This window comes from Shewanella sp. M-Br, assembly GCF_036245925.1.
In the GTDB taxonomy this organism is placed as follows: domain Bacteria; phylum Pseudomonadota; class Gammaproteobacteria; order Enterobacterales; family Shewanellaceae; genus Shewanella; species Shewanella oncorhynchi.
In genome coordinates, this window is the sequence record NZ_BJBV01000025.1 from 48562 (window position 1) to 69042 (window position 20481).

At 45.3% G+C, this 20481-nt stretch carries 21 protein-coding genes; 7 read left to right on the plus strand and 14 right to left on the minus strand.

All coding sequences use genetic code 11. From position 1 onward, the window contains the following. Positions 1 to 37: 37 nt before the first annotated feature. Together AAA952_RS18760 and AAA952_RS18765 are read left to right on the plus strand one after the other, a co-directional pair. On the plus strand, positions 38 to 2044 hold the full coding sequence (locus tag AAA952_RS18760; protein WP_338258825.1) for a fumarate reductase flavoprotein subunit: 2007 nt from the start codon (positions 38 to 40) through the stop codon (positions 2042 to 2044). Continuing rightward, entirely contained in the window at positions 2044 to 2775 is a 732-nt protein-coding gene (locus tag AAA952_RS18765; protein ID WP_338258826.1) for a fumarate reductase iron-sulfur subunit, read from the plus strand. Before AAA952_RS18760 ends, AAA952_RS18765 begins: the two co-directional genes overlap by 1 nt. A 50-nt stretch (positions 2776 to 2825) precedes the next feature. Here AAA952_RS18765 and AAA952_RS18770 read toward each other — a convergent pair whose 3' ends face one another. Next, positions 2826 to 3110 carry a putative quinol monooxygenase gene (locus tag AAA952_RS18770; RefSeq protein ID WP_168825853.1) on the minus strand — a complete coding sequence of 95 codons (285 nt, stop codon included), beginning with the start codon at positions 3108 to 3110 and terminating at the stop codon, positions 2826 to 2828. Next, the gene (locus tag AAA952_RS18775; RefSeq protein WP_338258827.1) at positions 3107 to 4129 is read right to left on the minus strand and encodes a zinc-binding alcohol dehydrogenase family protein; all 1023 of its coding nucleotides are present in this window, start codon (positions 4127 to 4129) and stop codon (positions 3107 to 3109) included. The genes AAA952_RS18770 and AAA952_RS18775 overlap by 4 nt, the downstream gene beginning before the upstream one ends. Positions 4130 to 4263: 134 nt before the next feature. Between AAA952_RS18775 and AAA952_RS18780 the strand changes: the two genes are divergently transcribed. After that, the gene (locus AAA952_RS18780; RefSeq protein WP_338258828.1) at positions 4264 to 5190 is read left to right on the plus strand and encodes a LysR family transcriptional regulator; all 927 of its coding nucleotides are present in this window, start codon (positions 4264 to 4266) and stop codon (positions 5188 to 5190) included. A 55-nt stretch (positions 5191 to 5245) separates the two neighbouring features. Here the strand turns inward: AAA952_RS18780 and rho are convergent, their stop codons facing one another. Together rho and trxA are read right to left on the minus strand one after the other, a co-directional pair. Then, on the minus strand, positions 5246 to 6511 hold the full coding sequence (gene rho, locus AAA952_RS18785; RefSeq protein ID WP_011787892.1) for a transcription termination factor Rho: 1266 nt from the start codon (positions 6509 to 6511) through the stop codon (positions 5246 to 5248). Between the two features lie 212 nt (positions 6512 to 6723). Further along, entirely contained in the window at positions 6724 to 7050 is a 327-nt protein-coding gene (gene trxA / locus AAA952_RS18790; RefSeq protein ID WP_105250415.1) for a thioredoxin TrxA, read from the minus strand. A gap of 152 nt (positions 7051 to 7202) precedes the next feature. On the opposite strand from trxA, the gene rhlB reads away from it, so the two are divergent. Together rhlB and AAA952_RS18800 are read left to right on the plus strand one after the other, a co-directional pair. Next, positions 7203 to 8519 (plus strand): ATP-dependent RNA helicase RhlB, encoded by a 1317-nt coding sequence (gene rhlB / locus AAA952_RS18795; RefSeq protein WP_063884693.1) that lies wholly within the window; start codon positions 7203 to 7205, stop codon positions 8517 to 8519. Beyond that, entirely contained in the window at positions 8520 to 9446 is a 927-nt protein-coding gene (locus tag AAA952_RS18800; protein ID WP_113940795.1) for a Ppx/GppA phosphatase family protein, read from the plus strand. It abuts the gene before it with no gap. 66 nt (positions 9447 to 9512) lie between these two features. Here the strand turns inward: AAA952_RS18800 and AAA952_RS18805 are convergent, their stop codons facing one another. The 10 genes from AAA952_RS18805 to nadC all read right to left on the minus strand — a co-directional run bounded on the left by AAA952_RS18805 (position 9513) and on the right by nadC (position 18555). Beyond that, positions 9513 to 10049 (minus strand): thioredoxin family protein, encoded by a 537-nt coding sequence (locus tag AAA952_RS18805; protein WP_263204052.1) that lies wholly within the window; start codon positions 10047 to 10049, stop codon positions 9513 to 9515. Positions 10050 to 10279: 230 nt separating this feature from the next. Next, positions 10280 to 10672, minus strand: coding sequence for an 8-oxo-dGTP diphosphatase MutT (gene mutT, locus AAA952_RS18810; protein ID WP_338258830.1), 393 nt, complete (start codon positions 10670 to 10672; stop codon positions 10280 to 10282). Between the two features lie 78 nt (positions 10673 to 10750). Further along, positions 10751 to 10960: a DNA gyrase inhibitor YacG gene (yacG, locus tag AAA952_RS18815; RefSeq protein ID WP_006083355.1), complete on the minus strand. Its 210-nt coding sequence runs from the start codon at positions 10958 to 10960 to the stop codon at positions 10751 to 10753. A gap of 73 nt (positions 10961 to 11033) precedes the next feature. Then, positions 11034 to 11768 carry a cell division protein ZapD gene (gene zapD / locus AAA952_RS18820; protein WP_212601342.1) on the minus strand — a complete coding sequence of 245 codons (735 nt, stop codon included), beginning with the start codon at positions 11766 to 11768 and terminating at the stop codon, positions 11034 to 11036. Then, positions 11761 to 12378 (minus strand): dephospho-CoA kinase, encoded by a 618-nt coding sequence (gene coaE, locus AAA952_RS18825; protein ID WP_338258831.1) that lies wholly within the window; start codon positions 12376 to 12378, stop codon positions 11761 to 11763. Before coaE ends, zapD begins: the two co-directional genes overlap by 8 nt. Positions 12379 to 12417: 39 nt before the next feature. Beyond that, positions 12418 to 13344 carry a prepilin peptidase gene (locus AAA952_RS18830; RefSeq protein WP_338258832.1) on the minus strand — a complete coding sequence of 309 codons (927 nt, stop codon included), beginning with the start codon at positions 13342 to 13344 and terminating at the stop codon, positions 12418 to 12420. A gap of 32 nt (positions 13345 to 13376) precedes the next feature. Continuing rightward, entirely contained in the window at positions 13377 to 14645 is a 1269-nt protein-coding gene (locus tag AAA952_RS18835) for a type II secretion system F family protein (protein ID WP_338258833.1), read from the minus strand. A gap of 53 nt (positions 14646 to 14698) precedes the next feature. Further along, the gene (gene pilB, locus AAA952_RS18840; protein WP_338258834.1) at positions 14699 to 16408 is read right to left on the minus strand and encodes a type IV-A pilus assembly ATPase PilB; all 1710 of its coding nucleotides are present in this window, start codon (positions 16406 to 16408) and stop codon (positions 14699 to 14701) included. An 89-nt stretch (positions 16409 to 16497) separates the two neighbouring features. Further along, positions 16498 to 16926, minus strand: coding sequence for a type IV pilin protein (locus AAA952_RS18845; protein WP_338258835.1), 429 nt, complete (start codon positions 16924 to 16926; stop codon positions 16498 to 16500). Positions 16927 to 17673: 747 nt separating this feature from the next. Further along, on the minus strand, positions 17674 to 18555 hold the full coding sequence (nadC, locus tag AAA952_RS18850; RefSeq protein WP_338258836.1) for a carboxylating nicotinate-nucleotide diphosphorylase: 882 nt from the start codon (positions 18553 to 18555) through the stop codon (positions 17674 to 17676). Between the two features lie 257 nt (positions 18556 to 18812). Here nadC and ampD point away from each other — a divergent pair, with 257 nt between their 5' ends. Further along, positions 18813 to 19373 carry a 1,6-anhydro-N-acetylmuramyl-L-alanine amidase AmpD gene (gene ampD, locus AAA952_RS18855; protein ID WP_338258837.1) on the plus strand — a complete coding sequence of 187 codons (561 nt, stop codon included), beginning with the start codon at positions 18813 to 18815 and terminating at the stop codon, positions 19371 to 19373. Positions 19374 to 19534: 161 nt separating this feature from the next. Then, the gene (gene ampE / locus AAA952_RS18860) at positions 19535 to 20386 is read left to right on the plus strand and encodes a beta-lactamase regulator AmpE (RefSeq protein WP_338258838.1); all 852 of its coding nucleotides are present in this window, start codon (positions 19535 to 19537) and stop codon (positions 20384 to 20386) included. The last annotated feature ends 95 nt before the right edge of the window (positions 20387 to 20481 follow it).

Below are 20481 nucleotides of genomic sequence, written 5' to 3' on the forward strand. Positions count from 1 at the left end.
AACAGCACAAAACAATAGACCCCATTAAGGAGCAGGCGTGAAACTGATTTATACCGATTCATTGGTGGTAGGAGCTGGGCTCGCGGGCTTAAGGGTCGCTATCGCTTCGAAAGAGCGTGGGCTTGACACTTTAGTTTTGTCACTCATTCCTGCAAAACGTTCCCACTCTGCTGCCGCTCAAGGGGGTATGCAGGCGAGTTTAGGCAATGCCGTTAAGGGAATGGGCGATGATGAGGATGTGCATTTTCAAGATACGGTAAAAGGTTCCGACTGGGGCTGCGATCAAGATGTCGCACGGATGTTTGCCCATTGTGCACCTAAGGCAGTACGTGAGCTGGCCAATTGGGGCGTGCCTTGGTCTCGGGTGACTGCTGGCCCGAGAGAAGTGATAGTCAATGCGCAAAAAGTCACGCTACATGAGGCCCAAGAAGCCCATGGTCTTATTAACGCCCGTGATTTTGGCGGGACTAAAAAATGGCGCACTTGTTATACCGCCGACGGTACAGGTCACTCGCTATTATACGCTATGGATAACAAAGCGATTTCCATGGATATTCCCGTCCATGAACGTATCGAAGCCTTGGCACTTATTCACAATGGGAAGCGTTGCCATGGCGTGATTGCTCGTTGTTTGATTACGGGTGAACTTAGAGCCTATGTGGCTAAGTCCACTACGATAGCCACTGGTGGTTATGGCCGAATTTATGAAGTGTCGACCAATGCGATTATCTGCGAAGGTATTGGCCAAGCGTTGGCATTGGAAACGGGCGTGGCAAGGCTTGGCAATATGGAGGCGGTGCAATTCCATCCCACTGCCATTGTTCCCGTGGGCATTTTAACAACGGAAGGGTGCCGTGGTGATGGCGGCTTATTGCGCGATAAAGACGGTTATCGCTTTATGCCTGACTATGAGCCCGATAAAAAGGAGTTGGCATCGCGGGATGTCGTATCGCGTCGCATGACCGAACATATACGTAAAGGTAAGGGCGTTGATAGCCCTTATGGCCCGCATTTGTGGCTAGATATTACCCTTTTAGGTCGCAAGCATATTGAAACGAATCTTAGGGAAGTACAGGAAATTTGTGAGAATTTCCTTGGCATCGATCCCGCTAAGGATTGGATCCCAGTTCGCCCAACTCAGCATTATTCTATGGGCGGTATTCGGACTAATGCCACAGGTGAAAGTCCGCAGCTTAAAGGCTTATTTAGCGTAGGTGAGGCGGCTTGTTGGGACATGCACGGCTTTAACCGTTTAGGCGGTAATTCGTTGGCCGAAACTGTGGTTGGCGGCATGATTATTGGTAAATATGTCGCCGATTTTTGTGAGAACAATAGCCTTGAGATCGACACTCAGCTTGCTGAACGGTTTATGCAGCAGGTGCAGAGTGAAATCGATGTGCTGGTCGAGGGTGATGGTCACGAGAGCGCCTTTGAACTTAAGCGCGAAATGCAGCGCATCATGATGGATTATGTGGGGATTTTCCGTAATGGCCCCGAGCTTGAAAAAGCGGTTGCCGAGCTAAAAGTGTTGCTTGAGCGTTCGCGTAAACTCGGACTTAAGTGTAAAAAGCGTCACGCCAATCCTGAGTTAGTCGAAGCTCTGCGGGTTAAGCGTATGCTAAAAGTGGCGCTAACCGTAGCCTGCGGCGCCGCAGCGCGAACAGAGAGTCGTGGTGCCCATGCTCGCGAGGATTATCCGCAGCGAAATGATCGAGACTGGCTGAATCGCACCCTGGCCAGCTGGCCGGATCCCGAGGCACTCGAACCTGTGCTTAACTACGAAGCACTCGATGTGATGAAGATGGAACTCCCGCCGGGTTATCGTGGTTATGGCATCAACAACGCCATAGTGCATCCCGATACCGAAAAGCGTGAACAGCAAATTGCCGAGATTTTAGCTGAGCTAGGTGATGATGCTGACCGTTATCAAAGGCAGCGGGCTCTTATGCCCTTTGAATTACCCGAGAGCTTACAACCCAATAATGAACGTTTAAGTGATACTTTAAAAAGTCCATCTGCCAATGCGTTAGGAGAAAAATCATAATGAGCCAAGGTCGCCAGTTAACCTTTAATATCTTTCGTTATGATCCGCAGGAGCCAAACGATAAGCCGAAAATGGTGCGTTATCAGCTCACCGAAACACTGGGGATGACGGTATTTATCGCCCTTAATAAACTCAGGGAAGAACAAGACACTTCATTGCAGTTCGACTTTGTTTGTCGTGCTGGTATCTGTGGTAGCTGCGCTATGGTGATCAACGGTTTCCCGACGCTAGCTTGCCGCACCTTAACGGCCAAATATCCTAAGGGCGAAATCACCTTAATGCCGCTTCCAGGTTTTGAGTTGATTGGTGATCTCTCGGTTAACACTGGTAAGTTTATGCGGGAACTGGCCGAACGCTTAAAGCTGTGGTTACACCCTAAGGCCAATGATATAAGCGTGCATCGGCTTGAAGATCCTATGGACCCAGATGAAGCTGCGCGTTTATATGAGCTAGAGCGCTGCGTTGAATGTGGCGTGTGTGTTTCTGCCTGTGCGACTAAACAAATGCGTGAAACTTTTGTCGGCGCTGTGGGCATGATGAAAATAGCTCGTTTTGAGATGGACAGCCGTGACGCTCGTACTGCCGAGGATTTTTACCATGTGATTGGCAATCAGGATGGCGTATTTGGTTGTATGACTTTACTCGGCTGCCAAGACAACTGTCCTAAGGATTTGCCACACATGCAGCAAATTGCGTATTTACGCCGTAAGATGGCCATGACTTTGATTTGATGAGTGATAAATGATGAAAAGCGCCAACGTGTTTGGCGCTTTTTTGTTGATTAGCAGGCGTAGCTTTTGTGAATGTCAGCTCGATTGATTATGTCTGCGGTTTGAGCGACGAATGCTTGAAAGTGCGTACTCGCCATATGTTCATCCAGTGCGGCTTGGGATTGCCAAATTTCGTACATCCAGAAGATATTTTCATCATCTAATGAGTGATGCAGTTTGTATTCGATGCAGCCAGCCTCGGTATGAGTGTCTGTCACGAGTTGCTTGAGTATCTTAAATAGCGTATCGCTTTGGCCTTGATTCGCTATGATTTGGGCAAATACTGTTATTTTCATTGGTTAAAACCTTCTAAAACAATTTTACCGATCGCTTTGCCAGACTCTATCTGAGCGTGAGCTTTGATTAAGTTTTGGGCATTAATGGTGCCGTAGTGTTCACCGAACGTACTCTGTAACTCGCCTGTATCGATAAGGGCGCTTAAGCGGTTGAGTAAGTGGTGTTGCGCAATCATATCCTCGGTCTGATATAGGCTGCGGGTAAACATCAGTTCCCAGTGTAAGGATAAGCTTTTACGCTTAAGTTTCATCACATCTAATGGCCCCTTAGGATCATCGATTAATGCTAGTTTTCCTTGTGGCTTAAGCACTTGTACTATTTCATCAAAATGCTGATCGGTTTGGGTTAAGCTAATCACATGGGTCACATTAGTAATGCCAATATTGGCAAGTTCCTGTGAAAGTGGCTTGGTGTGGTCGATAACAGCATCGGCACCAAGTTTGTGCACCCAAGCGGCGGATTCAGGACGAGATGCAGTGCCTATGACTTCTGCACCAGTGAGTTTTACTGCAAGCTGAGTGATGATTGAACCCACACCGCCGGCCGCACCGATAATTAAAATACGGGCGTCAGTTGCCGAACCATCTTGGGGTAAAGCTAAACGGTCGAATAAAATCTCCCATGCCGTAATCCCCGTTAAAGGTAATGCCGCGGCTTGGGTATAGGTTAAACTTTTAGGTTTATGGCCGACAATTCGCTCATCAACCAATTGATATTCTGCATAACTTCCACTGCGACTGATATCGCCTGCATACCACACTTCATCGCCAACGTTGAAAAGACTGGCTTTCTCACCAACTGCTTTGACGACACCGACCGCATCCCAGCCGATAATTTTGTATTCGCCTGCAGACGCTGAGCTAGATGCACGGATTTTTGTATCAACCGGATTGACAGAAATGGCTTTGATTTCCACTAAGAGGTCAAAACCTGTCGCAGTTGGCTCGGCTAGCGTGATGTTTTCTAATGCATTGGGCGCTGTGATTGCACCTGCTGTCTGGTAACCAATGGCTTTCATGTTTATTCCTCTGGGTGTACTTGCTGGAGTCTACTTGTTTGAGTGTACTTGTATCGTGTAGCCATTGTGTGGAATATTAGCCAAGAGATAAACAGGATAAAGTTTGTAATTTTTTCAAAGGATTTTTGATAATCATGCTAATTAATGATTTAGCTTTGTTCGTGCGAGTCGCTGATTGCGGCAATATATCTGCCGCAGCAGCCGAGATGGATATCTCGGCTGCTTCTGCCAGTGCAGCAATAAAACGGCTTGAGAAACAGCTCGATACTAGTTTATTTATCCGCACGACACGCAGTTTACGTTTGACTGTGCAAGGTGAACGTTATCTTATTCATTGCCGACGTGCGCTAAGCGATTTAGCGCTTGGCGAACAGGCTATTGCCAGTGATAAAGGTAAAATATCTGGCACCTTAAGCCTGTCGGTTTCTTCAGACTTTGGTCGTAATTTGTTTGTGCCTTGGCTCGACGATTTTTTGCTCGATTTTCCTCAACTGCAAGTGCGCTTGCACCTTGGCGACAATATCAGCAGCTTTTATCACGATAAAATTGATGTCGCTGTGCGCTATGGAAAACCGCAGGATTCTAACCAAGTGGCTTTTCCTATCTGCAGTGTTGATCGTGTCTTGTGCGCCTCACCTGAATATCTCGCCAAGTTTGGTGTGCTTAATTCATTAGAACAATTAGTTGAGCATAATTGCTTGTTTTATAAGTTAGATGATCGCACCCACGATCAATGGCTATTTAGGCGAGATGGTCAAGAATTCAAAGTGCGTGTCACGGGAAATCGTAGTGCTAATGATGCCGAGATTGCCCGCCGTTGGGCTGTGGCTGGCAAAGGGTTGGTATTTAAGTCGAGTCTAGATCTGGCCGATGACTTAATCTCAGGGCGATTAGTACGTTTGTTGCCTGAGTATCAGGGGGAGCCCGTCGATTTGTACTTAGTGTGCCCAGGACGTGAACATGTCACGCCTGTCGTGCTCTTACTGCGGGAAATGCTCCGGCAGCGAACACAGGCTTTGAGTAAAAACTTGAGTAAAATATTAGCAGTGAAAAAATCTTAGATAACAAAAAAGCCGCATAATGCGGCTTTTAGTTTAGAGACTCACTGAGTGAGATTTAAGACTTAGTGCGTTTCATGGCGGTAAAGAACTCTTCGTTAGTCTTGGTCATCGCCAATTTATCGATTAAGAATTCCATTGCGCTGACTTCATCCATAGGATTGAGGATCTTACGCAGGATCCACATTTTTTGCAGTTCTTCTTGAGTCGTGAGCTTTTCTTCACGACGCGTACCGCTGCGGTTGAAGTCAATGGCTGGGAACACGCGCTTTTCTGCCGCTTTACGTGACAAATGTAGCTCTTGGTTACCTGTACCTTTAAATTCTTCGTAGATCACTTCGTCCATCTTAGAACCGGTATCTACCAAGGCTGTGGCGATAATGGTCAAGCTGCCGCCGTGTTCGATGTTACGTGCCGCACCGAAGAAGCGTTTTGGACGGTGCAGGGCGTTGGCATCTACACCACCAGTTAACACTTTGCCCGATGATGGGATAACAGTGTTATAAGCACGGGCTAAACGGGTAATCGAATCGAGTAAGATAACGACGTCTTTCTTGTGCTCAACCAAACGTTTTGCTTTTTCAATCACCATTTCGGCAACTTGAACGTGACGGCTGGCTGGTTCATCGAAGGTTGATGCGATAACTTCGCCTTTAACGAGGCGCTGCATCTCTGTTACTTCTTCTGGGCGTTCGTCGATCAGCAATACCATCAACACCACTTCTGGGTTGTTGTAGCTGATGCTTTGAGCAATACCTTGAAGTAATAGCGTTTTACCGGCTTTTGGTGGTGCAACGATCAAACCACGTTGACCTTTACCAATCGGTGAGCATAAATCCAGAATACGCGCGGTAATATCTTCAGTTGAGCCATTGCCGCGCTCCATACGCATACGTTCTTCTGCGTGGAGTGGGGTCAAGTTTTCAAAGAGAATTTTATTACGGGAGTTTTCTGGTTTATCGAAGTTAACTTCGTTGACTTTCAATAGAGCAAAATAACGCTCGCCTTCTTTTGGTGGGCGAATTTTACCAAAAATGGTATCACCCGTTCGCATGTTGAAGCGGCGAATTTGGCTTGGTGAGACATAGATGTCATCTGGACCAGCTAAATAAGAACCGTCTGAGCTGCGTAAGAAGCCGAAACCGTCTTGGAGTATTTCTAATACCCCACCACCGAAAATGTCTTCTCCACTTTTTGCGTGGGCTTTAAGGATTGAGAAAATAATGTCCTGCTTGCGAGCGCGGGCCATATTTTCGAGCTTCATATTTTCAGCTAGCGAGACTAGGTCAGAAATCGGCGTGTCTTTTAATTCAGTTAAGTTCATTTTGGGGGTCTTGTGTTACGCGACAAAGCTTACCGCGATCAATCAGTAAGGATGTAATTCAGGATAGTGATTGACGAGCGAGAAGAGGTTATTAGAAAGAATCTGGTTATTAAAGTAGCACTAACAAAGCGGGGCGTCCAGAAATTTAGGGAAATTCCGGCACAATTAATTTATAGCTTGTGCCGGAGGTCACTCATTACGACGACGTCAAATTAGATTTGAGCGTCAATAAACTCTTTCAATTGCGTTTTTGAGAGTGCGCCAACTTTAGTCGCGGCTAATTCGCCGTTCTTGAATAGCAGTAAAGTTGGGATGCCACGAACGCCATATTTCGCTGGAGAAACATTGTTTTGGTCAACGTTTAATTTAGCGATAGTCAAGCGACCTGCATATTCTTCAGACACATCGTCTAAAATTGGAGCGATCATTTTACAAGGACCACACCACTCGGCCCAGAAGTCTACCAATACTGGCAAATCAGACTTTAATACGTCGTTTTCGAAGCTGTCGTCACTCAGGTATATAATTTTATCGCTCATGATGTTCTCCAGTTTGGGTGCCATTGCTGGTTTGTTAATGGCTTACCATGTATATTGGGGCTGAAAAATAGCTTTTCAAGTTACCTTTTTACAATGTGGCTATTTCAAACGATCGAGTATCTTATTGCAACCTCAACAGGTAAGCTTGCGCTATGAGCGAAACACATCTATCTACCCAAAGGTTTGCCGACCTACCTCTACATCCTGAGGTTAAACAGGCCCTTGCCGAGAACGGCTTCGAATTTTGTACGCCGATTCAGGCGTTATCACTGCCTGTATTACTCCAATCAAAAGATATCGCAGGCCAAGCACAAACGGGCACTGGTAAGACAATGGCCTTTTTGGTCGCCACGTTTAATCATTTATTATCGACTCCCATACCTGAAGGTCGACTGATTAATCAGCCCCGCGCCATCATTATGGCCCCGACTCGCGAACTGGCGATTCAGATTGCCAAAGATGCGATTTTACTCGCCAAGCACACACACTTAAAGGTGGGTATTGTTTATGGCGGTGAAAGTTACGATGTGCAGCGTAAAGTATTAGATCAAGGTGTTGATATCTTGATTGGTACAACGGGTCGAATTATCGACTACGTTCGCCAAGGTATTATTGGCTTGAATTCAATTCAGGCAGTAGTACTTGATGAAGCCGATCGTATGTTTGATCTTGGTTTTATTAAAGATATCCGCTTCTTATTTAGACGTATGCCTGAGGCAAATCAACGTCTTAATATGCTATTTTCGGCAACCTTGTCGATGAAAGTACAAGAGCTGGCTTATGATCATATGAATGAGCCCGTTAAAGTCGAAATCGCCCCCGAAGAAAAAACCTCCAAAAACATCAAAGAAGAAATCTTCTATCCTTCCCAAGAAGAGAAGATGCGTTTGCTGTTGACCTTGATTGAAGAAGATTGGCCAGAAAAAGCCATCGTTTTCTCCAACACTAAGCACAGTTGTGAAACGCTTTGGTCTTGGCTTGAAGGTGATGGACATCGTGTGGGTTTATTAACGGGTGATGTGCCACAGAAAAAGCGTATTCGTATCCTTGAGCAATTTACCAGTGGCCAGCTAGATATATTGGTTGCTACTGATGTTGCGGCTCGTGGTCTACATATTTCTGACGTTTCACACGTGTATAACTATGATTTACCTGATGATTGCGAAGACTATGTTCACCGAATCGGTCGTACGGGTCGTGCGGGTAACAAAGGCATGTCGATAAGCTTTGCCTGTGAAGAGTACGCATTGAACTTGCCTGCAATCGAAAGCTACATCAATCATTCGATTCCAGTAAGTAACTACGATAGTGAAGCTTTACTGGCCGATATTCCTACGCCAGCGAAGATCCACCGTAAACACCCTAGCGGCACTCGAAACTTGCGTGATCGTTCAGGGGCAAGCCGCCCAGGTGCGCAACGCAGTGGTGCTCGCCCTCCTCGTCATGATAGGACACGTAGACATTCGTAAATGCCAACACCCGCTTATGCCGCTATAACATTAGGCTCAAATAGTTTTAATATGCTGATCGCCAAAACGCGTGGTGGTCAGCCGCATATTATTGCGAAATATAAACGCAAGGTGAGGCTCGCCGAAGGCATAGGCAACGATGGCAAATTAAGCCCCGATGTCATGCAGCGCGGCCTCGACTGTTTGAGTATGTTTGCCCAGATGTTGGTACAACATAAGATTGAAGCAAACCATGTTGCTGTGATTGCAACTGCAACTCTTCGCAGTATTAGCAATGCTGATGAGTTTAATCAGCGTGCATTGCCACTCTTAGGTCATCCGATCGAAATTATCTCTGGAATGCGTGAAGCAGAGCTTATCTATCAAGGTATGGTGGCGACCACTTGTGGTCAAGGCCGTCGCTTGGTTATTGATATCGGTGGGGCGAGTACAGAGTTTATCATTGGCGATGGGCATCAAGTGCTGTTCAAAACCAGTTTACCCTTTGGTAGCGTGACTTATAATCGCCAATTTTTCAGCAGTTTGCCGCTGCAGCAGTTAGATTTCGATGATGCTAAGCAGCAAGTACTAATCGCATTAGCAGAGCATAGACAAACCCTACGTGATCTTGGTTGGCATTGTGTCGTTGGTGCCTCCGGGGCTGTACAGTCCGTGGTAGAAGTGTTACTACACCGAGGGTTATCTGAAACTATCACACTCGATGTGCTTACTCAGTTGAAGGCTGAGATCCTCGCTCAAGAAGATATTAGCTTAATGGGGATTGTTGGGCTTTGCAGTGAGCGAGCACCGACTTTTGCTGCGGGTGTCGCTATTCTATTGGCTTTGTTTGAGTTGCTGGGGATCGAGCATTTAGCCTTATCTGGCGGCGCATTACGTGAAGGTGTTTTAGTGATGTTAGCTCAGCGGATTATTGACGAAGTCAGCTAATATTTTATTAAAACATGATAAAAACTAAGGGCCGCGATGCGGCCTTTAATGTTTGTACTGTGCCGATTATTTCAATAAGTCGGCGAGATCTTTTTCTAAGGAAACCGTTGGGCGCTCTACGATGCGGCCAACTTCTTTACCTTGTTGCAGTACAATAAAGGTTGGTATACGGGTAAAGTCGTATTTTGCAGCTAAGCCTTCGGGATCTTTTTTCGTTCTGTCGACACCAATATAGGTCACTTTAATATTGGGATTAGCGACTTCTTCCATAATACGGATAAAGCGCGGGGTTTCCCGGTGACAATCTGGGCACCAAGTACCAATGATCACTACAATTTCTGTAGGTTCAGCGATGCTTTTAAGCGGGGTGATTGCAGTGGTATCGACTTGATAGGTTTTATACCCTTCGGTAAACTCATTGAGATCTGTGACTAAATGTTGTGCTTCTACTATGCCAGTTAAAATCACTTCTTGTTTCTCCTCACTGCAGGTCGCAATTAAACCCTGTTGTTGTTCTTCAAATCCACAGCCACCATTGGCTAGTACCTGACAACTAAAAAATAAGGCGGTAGTGGCTAGGAATGCCTTAACGTTATTGTGCATGATGCGCCCTCGAAATCGAAGAGAAAGAATGAAATTCGATTCAAACATTATTCTGGATACGATTAAAGCGATTAATTGATTTGCTGCAAGCAAGATCACGCATTGCTAATATCTATCGGCTTAACGATCACATAATTACATGTTTTTCGGAGTTAAGGCATTGAAAAAGTTCATCCCCGAATCGCGATTCGGGGATAGAACACATTGAGAGGATAAGGTAAATTGCTGGATTACTGAGCCAGAATTTTTTCAAGAATAGGCTTATTAGCTTCTGGGAAGTCGTAATTGGTTAAGTCGGTTTTAGTGACCCAAGCGATAAGCTGACCTTCAAGGCCTTGAGCTGTGCCGTTAAATTCTGTGACTGAATGGATATCGAGTAGCACTTGTTTATCGTGATAGTCGAAACTCAACGCCATAAATGGCTGACTATCAGTGACATTGAGCGCGACTTCCTCTTTGAGTTCACGGATCAATGCCTGAGTGACAGTTTCGCCTGTCTCAACTTTACCACCAGGAAATTCCCATTTCCCACCTTGATGTAAATGATCTGGGCGTTTTGCCAACAGAATTTCACCGGCCGAGTTAGTAATAATGCCGACGGCAACATGGATGCGTTTAGTCATAATATTTATCGATTAATGAGTGGGTAAAAGTAAGTGCATTAAAGGCTTGAGCTGAGTTATTCGTGTGCAACCCCAAAATTACTCTTTAAAAAAATCGCCTTCATCGAGATCAAATTCATCAAATGCTTCTGGATCAAACTCGGCTTTGACTGGGATGACGTGTTTTTCTGACGCCCAATCACCGAGGTCGATCAACTTACAGCGCTCGCTGCAAAAAGGTTTAAATGCAGATTGTGGCACCCACTCGACAGGGGCTTTGCAGATAGGGCAGTTAACGGTCAATGGCATAATTGTTCTCTTGGTTAACGGCGATAAAGCGGCCGCCAATACGAATGTCTTTCAGGCCATTAGTGTAAAGGCTTCATGCACAGGTAGCCAGTAAGAAATCAATTGAACGGTCGGAGTGGCGTTGTTGTTCAAACTGCACAAAATGGATAGCGAAACGGTTTTTATGGCCGCTAATCGTAGGATAACACCCGTGGGATGCATCGACTTTAACCCTTACCAAAGCAAGTGCTTGGGCACTGTCACCTTGATAAAAGCCTGCGTGGGCAACGGCATTGTCGTAATGGGACGTGCTACGAGTAAGTTGAAGTAGTAACGTGATCGGGGTAAGTAAAGGTTCGAAATGCGCTATCCAAGAGCGATAATCGTGCTGTTTTTCTTCCCAAGGTTTAGATAGCCAATAATGCAGTTGCGGTAGGTCGAAGTTACAGCAAGCACCTGGCATGCCGAAGCGTTGTCGAAGTGCGGAAATAAATTTGTCTTGTTTTAATTGGCTGCCGAAGCGTTCAGGCTTTTGTAACGGTTCGCGGGCTTGGGTGAGGGCGTTGATATAGATATTGATTTGCTGGTGGTCGACGTGATCTAATTCTTGCCATTTGTTCAGTTGCAGCAAGTGCCGCTCAATATCTTTTAATACTTCATTGCGATAATCGCAGCGTTCGGACAATTCACAGAGGGAAAACAGCGGATAAAAACATCTATGTTGGTGGTCATTGCTTAGGTTACTTTGCAGCTGTTTATCGAGGTATTCGAGCCGCAAGTAGCTGCGAATTTTCTCGTTTAGGGGCTGTTCGTAAACTAATTCAGTCATGGGCGTTATGAGTACCAGATAGTTGTAAATAGCGTTGGTGCAATGCTAGCACCTCTCGTTTTAAGGTTGATATCTCTCCCTGATTATCAATAATGTCGTCGGCTCGGGCGAGTTTTTCGCTGCGGCTCAATTGGCTGTTAATGATGTTATTTACTTGAGATGCATCAACATTGTCCCTTTTTATGGTGCGGCTGATTTGCAACTCAGGCGAAATATCCACCACTAAAGTCCGATTGACTAACCTATCTAACCCGTTCTCAAATAGCAAGGGCACGACCATAATTACATAGGCTGAGGTTGCTTTTTCTACCTGCTCTAGCATTTCTTGACGGATCATGGGGTGCAATAGCCGGTTTAACCATTCACGTTCTTCAGGGTGGCTAAATATCCGTTGCCGCAGTTTGGCGCGATCGAGTTCACCCTCAGGTGTTAACATCTCAATGCCAAAATGGCTAACGATGGCCTCAAGTCCTTTTGAACCCTGAGCGACAACGTCGCGGGCAATAATATCGGCGTCGACTAAGGTAATGCCTTCTGCGGCGAATAAATTGGCAACAGTCGTTTTACCGCTACCTATGCCACCAGTAAGGCCAACGATAAACTTTGACATAACATACTCCGGATAACTCAGTGCTTAGTTTGCGAGCTTTTACAGTGTTGATAGGTACCAATCAACAATCTGTTGTCCAAATAGCAAGGCTATCCAGCCTGCGGCAGCAATATAAGGCCCAAATGGGATGGGATTACCTTGCTTGAGGCGTTTACTGACAATCATAGTGATACCGACGACAGCTCCGACTAAGGACGAAAGTAAAATGACCAGCGGCAGCATTTGCCAGCCGAGCCAAGCACCGAAAACGGCGAGCAGTTTAAAGTCGCCATAGCCCATGCCTTCCTTGCCAGTGAGGATCTTAAATAGCCAAAAAATGGACCACAAGCTTAAATAGCCAGCTGCTGCACCGATAACGGCATCGGTTGGGCTCGCAAAGGTATGATTTAGATTGATGATCAAGCCGAGCCAAATTAACGGTAACGTCATTTGATCTGGCAGCAGCATCTCATCAAGATCGATACCAGTAAGGGCGACAAGTACAAATGTCAGTATGCTCGCAAAGACAAATTGCCAGCTTGGACCAAAGTGCCACGCTAAAGTCGCAACAAGTAGCCCTGTGATGAATTCAATTATTGGGTAGCGGGCGGAAATGGGGGCGTGACAGGCGGCGCATTTTCCCTTGAGCATTAACCAGCCGAATACAGGTAAATTATGCCAAGGTTTAATCGACGTTTTGCACTTAGGGCAGGCTGAGCCCGGCACCACGAGATTATATTTTTCGGGGAAGCTATCTATAGGTGTATTGAGTTTATCAATACCGATTTTTGTGACTATCTCAGCGTGGTATTCCTGCAAATACTGATTACATTCTTGCTGCCATTCCCGTTTCATCATCACAGGAAATCTGTGGATTACTACGTTTAAAAAACTGCCTATGGTGGCGGCAAAAATAAAGCTTAGCGTAATAAAGAGCCAAGGACTCTGATCAAAAGAGTGGCCCAAAAGAGAGATAAATTCTGACATTTAGTTTTCTTATTTTATTTGAATCGAATGAATTAACTGACGATTTTACCCATTTGGAAGATAGGAAGATACATAGCGACAATTAACCCGCCGACCACAGTACCTATGACTACCATCATAATAGGTTCAATTAGGCTTGATAAACCATCAACCGCATCGTCTACTTGCATTTCATATATGGTTGAGACTTTATTGAGCATGTTATCCAGCGAGCCGGATTCTTCGCCTATCATCACCATCTGCACTAGCATATCGGGGAAAAGCCCTGTGGTTTGCATCGCGACATTCATTTGCATCCCCGCCATTACCTCTTGGCGAATATTCAATATGGCTTTGCGATAAACTGCATTACCCGATGCGCCAGCGGCGGATTCTAAGCCATCAATTAACGGCACACCTGCAGCAAATGTGGTAGCTAAGGTACGGGCGAAACGAGCCATGGCACCTTTGTGCAAAATCGGTCCAATGGCAGGGATTTTTAGCACGGCTTCGTCTACTCTATCTCTCACCATTTGCGAGTTTCGGTGCGCCCGTACAAACAAAAATACTCCGCTGACAATGGCGGCTAAAAAGATGTACCAAGAGGATTGTAAGCCGCGGGAAATATGCAGTACCAGTTGCGTAAAGGCGGGTAGTTCTGCACCAAAGCCCTTAAAAATTTCCTCGAATTGAGGTACGACAAAGAGTAATAACAATGTCGTGACTAAAAGCGCGACTATGACGACCGCTGCAGGATAGAACATGGCTTTCTTAATTTTTGATTTGAGCGCTTCCGTTTTTTCTCTATAGGTTGCGACGCGATCGAAAACCAAATCGAGTGAACCAGAGTGCTCACCCGCGGCGACTAAGTCTACATAAAGTTCGTCGAAGTAACGTCTATGGGGGCGCATGGCATCGGATAAGGGAATACCCGATTGAATGTCGGTTAAAATAGTACCCAGTAATTCCCGCATTTTAGCTTTTTCATGACCACGGCCGAGTAGTTCAAATGTCGTTACCAAAGGAACGCCTGCCGCCAACATAGTCGCGACTTGACGGGTCATCATGGCAATATCCATAGGGGTGATATTGGCTTCACCTAACTTAAATAGTGGAGATGATTGCTTACGAACGCTCTTAGGGTTTACTCCTTGTGATTTAAGCTGGCTACGGATTTCGGCTGCGGTTGCACCTCTAAGCTCTCCTGCCGTTTTTTTACCGTCGCGATTTACGCCTTTCCATTCGAAGGTATAGATTTTGGGCTGGCTTTTTTGCTCGTTTTTTTTGCCGCGAGACTTTCTTACTGTTGTTGCCGTAGCCATAAATAATCTCTGTTAGGTTGTAAAAGCAGGGCGCTCTTTGTAGTGCTCTACTCTTAAAAACTCGTTACGCGATTGACTTCTGCGATGCTAGTAACACCGTGGATTACTTTCAATAATCCTGATTGACGCAAATCCCGCATTCCTTGCGCTTTAGCTTGGGAGGCGATTTGTAAGGAGTTACCGCCTTCCATGATAGTACGCGCTATTTCATCGGACATCTTCATCACTTCGTAAATACCAACCCGGCCTTTGTAGCCGCCGGAGCAATGCTCGCAGCCCGCAGGTTTAAAGGTGGTAAAACCTTGTGTAATTTGTGCTTGGGCAAAACCTAAACGTAATAGTTCATGCTCAGGGATGATTTCAGCTTGCTTACATTCGGGGCAAAGTCGACGTGCCAAACGCTGGGCAATAATCAGGTTAACTGAGCTGGCGATGTTATAACCTGGCACGCCCATATTGATTAAACGAGTCAATGTTTCGGCAGCCGAGTTTGTGTGTAAGGTCGATAACACTAAGTGTCCCGTTTGCGCCGCTTTAATGGCTATTTCGGCGGTTTCAAGATCGCGAATTTCACCCACCATCACCACATCGGGATCTTGGCGTAGGAATGAACGTAAAGCGGAGGCGAAAGTGAGGCCGGCTTTTAAGTTAATGTGGACTTGGTTTACGCCTTCAAGGTTTATTTCTACCGGATCTTCGGCGGTAGAAATATTACGCTCTTCAGTATTGAGAATATTTAACCCAGTATAGAGTGAGACGGTTTTACCTGAGCCTGTTGGGCCGGTCACTAAAATCATCCCTTGGGGTTTTGCTAACATCTCAAGGTAAAGGTTTTCTTGGTCGGGCTCGTAGCCAAGCTTTTCAATGCCCAATTGTGCGGAGGATGAATCCAAGATCCGCATTACAATTTTTTCGCCCCACAGGGTAGGTAGAGTGCTTACCCGAAAGTCGATGGACTTAGTGCGGGAAAGTTTCATCTTGATTCGGCCGTCTTGTGGCACGCGACGTTCGGCGATATCAAGTTTTGACATTACCTTTAACCGAGCCGATAAACGGCCGGCGAGACTTATCGGCGGTTCAGAGACTTCGTGTAAAATACCGTCGATGCGAAAACGAATGCGGTAGCGCTTCTCATAGGGTTCAAAGTGTAAATCCGAGGCTCCTTTACGAATCGCATCGGTTAGAATTTTATTGATATAGATAACAATAGGTGCATCATCGCTACTCTCACCCGTTGACTCTTCATTGCGTCTGTCGGTATCTGTTATTTCAATATTGGCTAAAGCCGCTTCATCCATACCGCCTAAATCTAGGCCGCTAATATCTACTTCGAGAATTTTCTCCAGTGCTTTGGCTAGTTTATCTTCTTCAACTAGAATCGCTTCGGCGTGCAAGCCTGCACTAAATTGGAAATCTTCGAGGGCAGCAATATTGGTCGGGTCGGATGTGCCTATATAGAGGCGATTTCCCCGTTTAAATAGCGGTAAGCAGCGGTGCTTTTCAATGAGTTTTTTATTGAGGAAGTCCTCAGGAATCGAAGCAAGATCAAATTCATTGAGATCGAGTAGCGGCGTGCCATATTCCTCATAGCAAAGCTCGGCAATGGCACGGGCTGAAATGAGTTTACTTTGTACTAAAGTGCTTACCAACGCTTGCTTATTTTGACGGGATTTTGTGATGGCATTCGCCATCTGCTCTTCATTTAGCAGACCTTTTCGTATAAATAGGGTAGATAAACCTAAATGAAGGCCAGTTGTGGGCATAACAAATCCGAGAAAGATTACGAAAGTTAAATAACCAAAGAGAGCAGTACTCTCTTCGGTTCATCCAATAAAATTAAAGAGCAGTATATTTACTTGATGCCAGCTCCATCTTTGCACTGTGCATCAGTTACTGAACCAGCTGCGTTAGTCGCTTTGGCTGTATACACAATTTGACCATCATTTTTGATCTCTGCACTAATAACGCATGAGCCTTCATCATACGCTAGAGTACCACCAGTACTTTCAGCAAATGGACCACCAGCTGATATTGTTAACGCTGCAACATCGGTAACATCTTTAGCTATTGAGTCACAGGCGACTCCTGTTTGAACACAAGTCAATGCTTTTGAGGTATAAGCACTTGTAACTTTCATTGCTGCTCCACCGTGTGCCGCTGCAACATAATCACGATAAGCTGGCAATGCTACAGCTGCCAAAATACCGATAATGGCGACAACGATCATCAGTTCGATCAGAGTAAAACCCTGAGCTTGTTTCTTTAAATTCATGGCCTTCATTTTTCTCTCCAGCTAACTATTTAGTGACTTACTGTGGTTGAATAGAGTGTTTAACCTAACCGCTGTTTTACTCTATAAATTGTTTTATCTCATCAAACTTTATTACTCATTTATGTCAATAAAATCATTTATATGATCTATATAACATTAACAGTACACCGATGATCTTGAATGACCCATGTGTAATGACTCATGCTGATTTATCCAAGCTAGTTTTGCTAAATTAGCACTAAGTTAATGCTGGGTTAGCGCTTGTTTGAATAAATTGTTTCGGCAACCGCACCTTAGGCTAACGTTTTCAAAAATATGCCTCTCAAAAAACGTGAACTAGGCAATTTTAAAAAGAATCCCAGTGCTGACCTTAGGTGAGGTTGACCAAACGGCCATCTCGCCTTGGTAAAAGTTAGTACAAAGTTAGGTAAAAGGAAACAAAAATTAAGTATAAAGTACTAATAAAGTGTTGTTTTTGTATAAAAGGCTAACTTATCGACATATTAGGTTATAACAACTTTTTGACAATATCTGTTTAGCTGGCGTGTGTCTCTATGTTGTCAAATTGGTGACATGAAATGGTGACGGGGTGGGGGAATCGTGAGGGTGAATGCTGAGTATGATAGTGCTGGCACGATTTCACATTTGGTTTGGAGGAGTCCTACAAAAAATGCATTTCGCCTTAATATTTTATGAGTGGAATGTGCTTACGGTACTTTGCGAGAACATTCCACTACCAGCTAACATCCAGCGGTTTTAAGCTTTTAATCTGAGTGATAAATCTAAGGCGCGAACATGCTTAGTGAGTGCGCCAACTGAGATATAGTCCACCCCTGTTTTGGCGAATTCGGCTAAGGTATCTAAGGTGACATTACCAGAGACTTCGAGCTTAGCGCCGGCGCCTTTAGCTTTATATTGATTGTTCATTTCAACCGCTTCGACCATCTTAGTGATGTCGAAGTTATCTAACATTATGATATCTGTGCCAGAGTCGAGTGCTAAGGCGAGCTCTTCGAGTGACTCCACTTCGACTTCAACGGGTTTATTCGGGTACAAGCTGCGGGCGGTATCTACGGCTTGGCGAATACCGCCACAGGCCATAATGTGGTTTTCTTTAATCAAAAAAGCATCATATAAACCAATACGATGGTTTTTTCCGCCACCGCAGGTGACGGCATATTTTTGTGCCGTGCGTAGGCCTGGAATTGTCTTGCGAGTATCTAACAAACGAGTGTGAGTCCCCGCCAGTTTATCGACATAATGTTTGGTTAAGGTGGCAACACCAGAAAGTGTTTGGATAAAGTTCATTGCCGTGCGTTCGCCAGTGAGAATAGCGCGCGCAGGACCTGATAATTCACATAATAGCTGGTTGGGTAATACTAGATCGCCATCATCTACATGCCAATGCAGTGCGACTTCACCACCGAGTTGGTTAAAAACCTGCTCTGCCCATGCCTTACCACAAAAAACGCCTTCTTCACGGGTGATTAAAGTGGCTTCAGCGTACTTATCGGCGGGGATCAACATTGCTGTGATGTCGCCATAAGCGATGGCTTTGGTTTGATCGTTGATTTCAGTGCCACCTAAGTCTTCTCTGAGGGCTGATTTTACTGATTGGCGGATATCGTTTTCTAACATAAGCGGAGTCCTTGCATTACGGCCTACTTGCATTTTAGGTTAAGATTACCACGGCCTTAGGTCTCACGGAACAGGTTGGAAGATTGAGTAAAAGGAGTAAGCTGCAGCCTTATTTAAATTGATAGTGGATGGTTTGCTCCATGATCTCAATGTTAAAAGATAGCTCAGTCAGTAAGTTCCGTGCGCAGGGTTTCTTCTTTGCTTGGAGGAATACTGTTAGAGTAAGCAGTATATGTGGCATAGAGGATAAGCTCATAATGCGGTTTGATTCGGGTTGGTGTGATAGTGCGAGGCGTTGTGAGTCGCCACATTTTAATCAACGTCCCTTGAATGAAGTGAGTTTGTTAGTGATCCACAATATTAGTCTGCCCGCAGGCTGCTTTGGATTACCTTACATTGATCAATTATTTCAAGGGTGTTTAGATACTAATGCCGATTCCAGCTTTGCACCGTTGCAGGGCTTGCAAGTGTCGGCGCACTTTTTGATCCGCCGCAATGGCGAGCGTGTCCAATATGTAAGCTGTAATGACAGGGCTTGGCATGCTGGGGTGTCTCGTTATGGTGAGAGAGAGAATTGTAATGATTTTTCCATTGGTATTGAACTGGAAGGCACAGATACTGAGCCTTACACTCCTGAGCAATATCAGTCACTCATCGAGTTAACACAAGCCCTACTGGTAGAATATCCATTGCTGAGTATTGAACGGATTGTGGGTCATTGTGATATTGCGCCAATGCGGAAAACGGACCCAGGGCAAAGTTTTGATTGGACAAGGTATTTAGAAACGCTGCGCGACTCACGGATTTCACAGGGATAACAGAACGTCGCTGCGCGACTTACGGATGACGGAACGTGCTTCGCCCTTACGGTAAGCGCAGCGTTCTGTGAGTGAGCCAGCGAACGTTCCGTTATCGGTAAACTTTAATCGGTAAGCGCAGAGTTCCGTTATCTGTAACCATTTTACAAGGAGTATGACAGATGGCATTGTTTTCATTGTTAATTGCTATTTTAGTGGAGCGACTTAAATTTCTTCCTTCATCATGGCAATTTGATCGTTTACTGCAATCCTATCAGACAACATTTTTTGGTGATAAAGCGTCACTGACAAGCGTGATGATGGCGTTGGCGTTAGTGCTACCAGCCTTGTTGGTATATGTTTTATCTTGGTTAGTGGCGGGAATGTTTTGGGGCTTATTAAGTTTAGCCCTATGGATTGTTGTGGCCGTGGTTTGTTTTAACCATCAGAAGCAGCGTGATATTTTCAAAAAATATATGCAAGCGGCTTGCCGCTCAGACGTCCAAGCTTGTTACCATTATGCCGCCGAACTCGATTGTAGCGAGTGTTTAGATGCTGTATCCGAGAAAGACCTTGGTGCCAAAGTGGGCCAAAGTGTTGCTTGGATTAACTATCGTTATTATGGTGCAGTGGCGCTGTTTTTCATTTTTTTAGGTCCAGTCGGTGCGGTACTGTATTGCACGGTACGTTTTTATGCCGAAGAGAATGCCCGTAAATCCCTAGAGCTACCCTTAGTCAACGAAGTGATTACGCTACTGGATTGGTTACCGAGCCGGATTTTCGCCTTTGGTTATGCCTTAAGTGGTCAATTTAGTGAAGGTTTAGCGGCGTGGCGCCGTAATGGGTTGACCTTAAATGTGAGCGCTCACACTGTGGTGGCTGAAACGGCATTAGCGGCACAACCTTTACCTGAGGTCGCAAGTGCACCTATATGTGTACAATCAACCTTAGCATTATTAGTACTCAGTAAACGTAACTTTACACTTATTGTTGCAGTACTTTCATTACTGACCATTTTTGGATTGGTGAGTTAAAAGAAGGACGCTTCGCAGCGAGAATCGAGAACGCTTCGCTGCTAGGGTGTCGTTGTGCTCCTTCTAGTCTAGAATCTATCCGCTGCGCTTTTGGC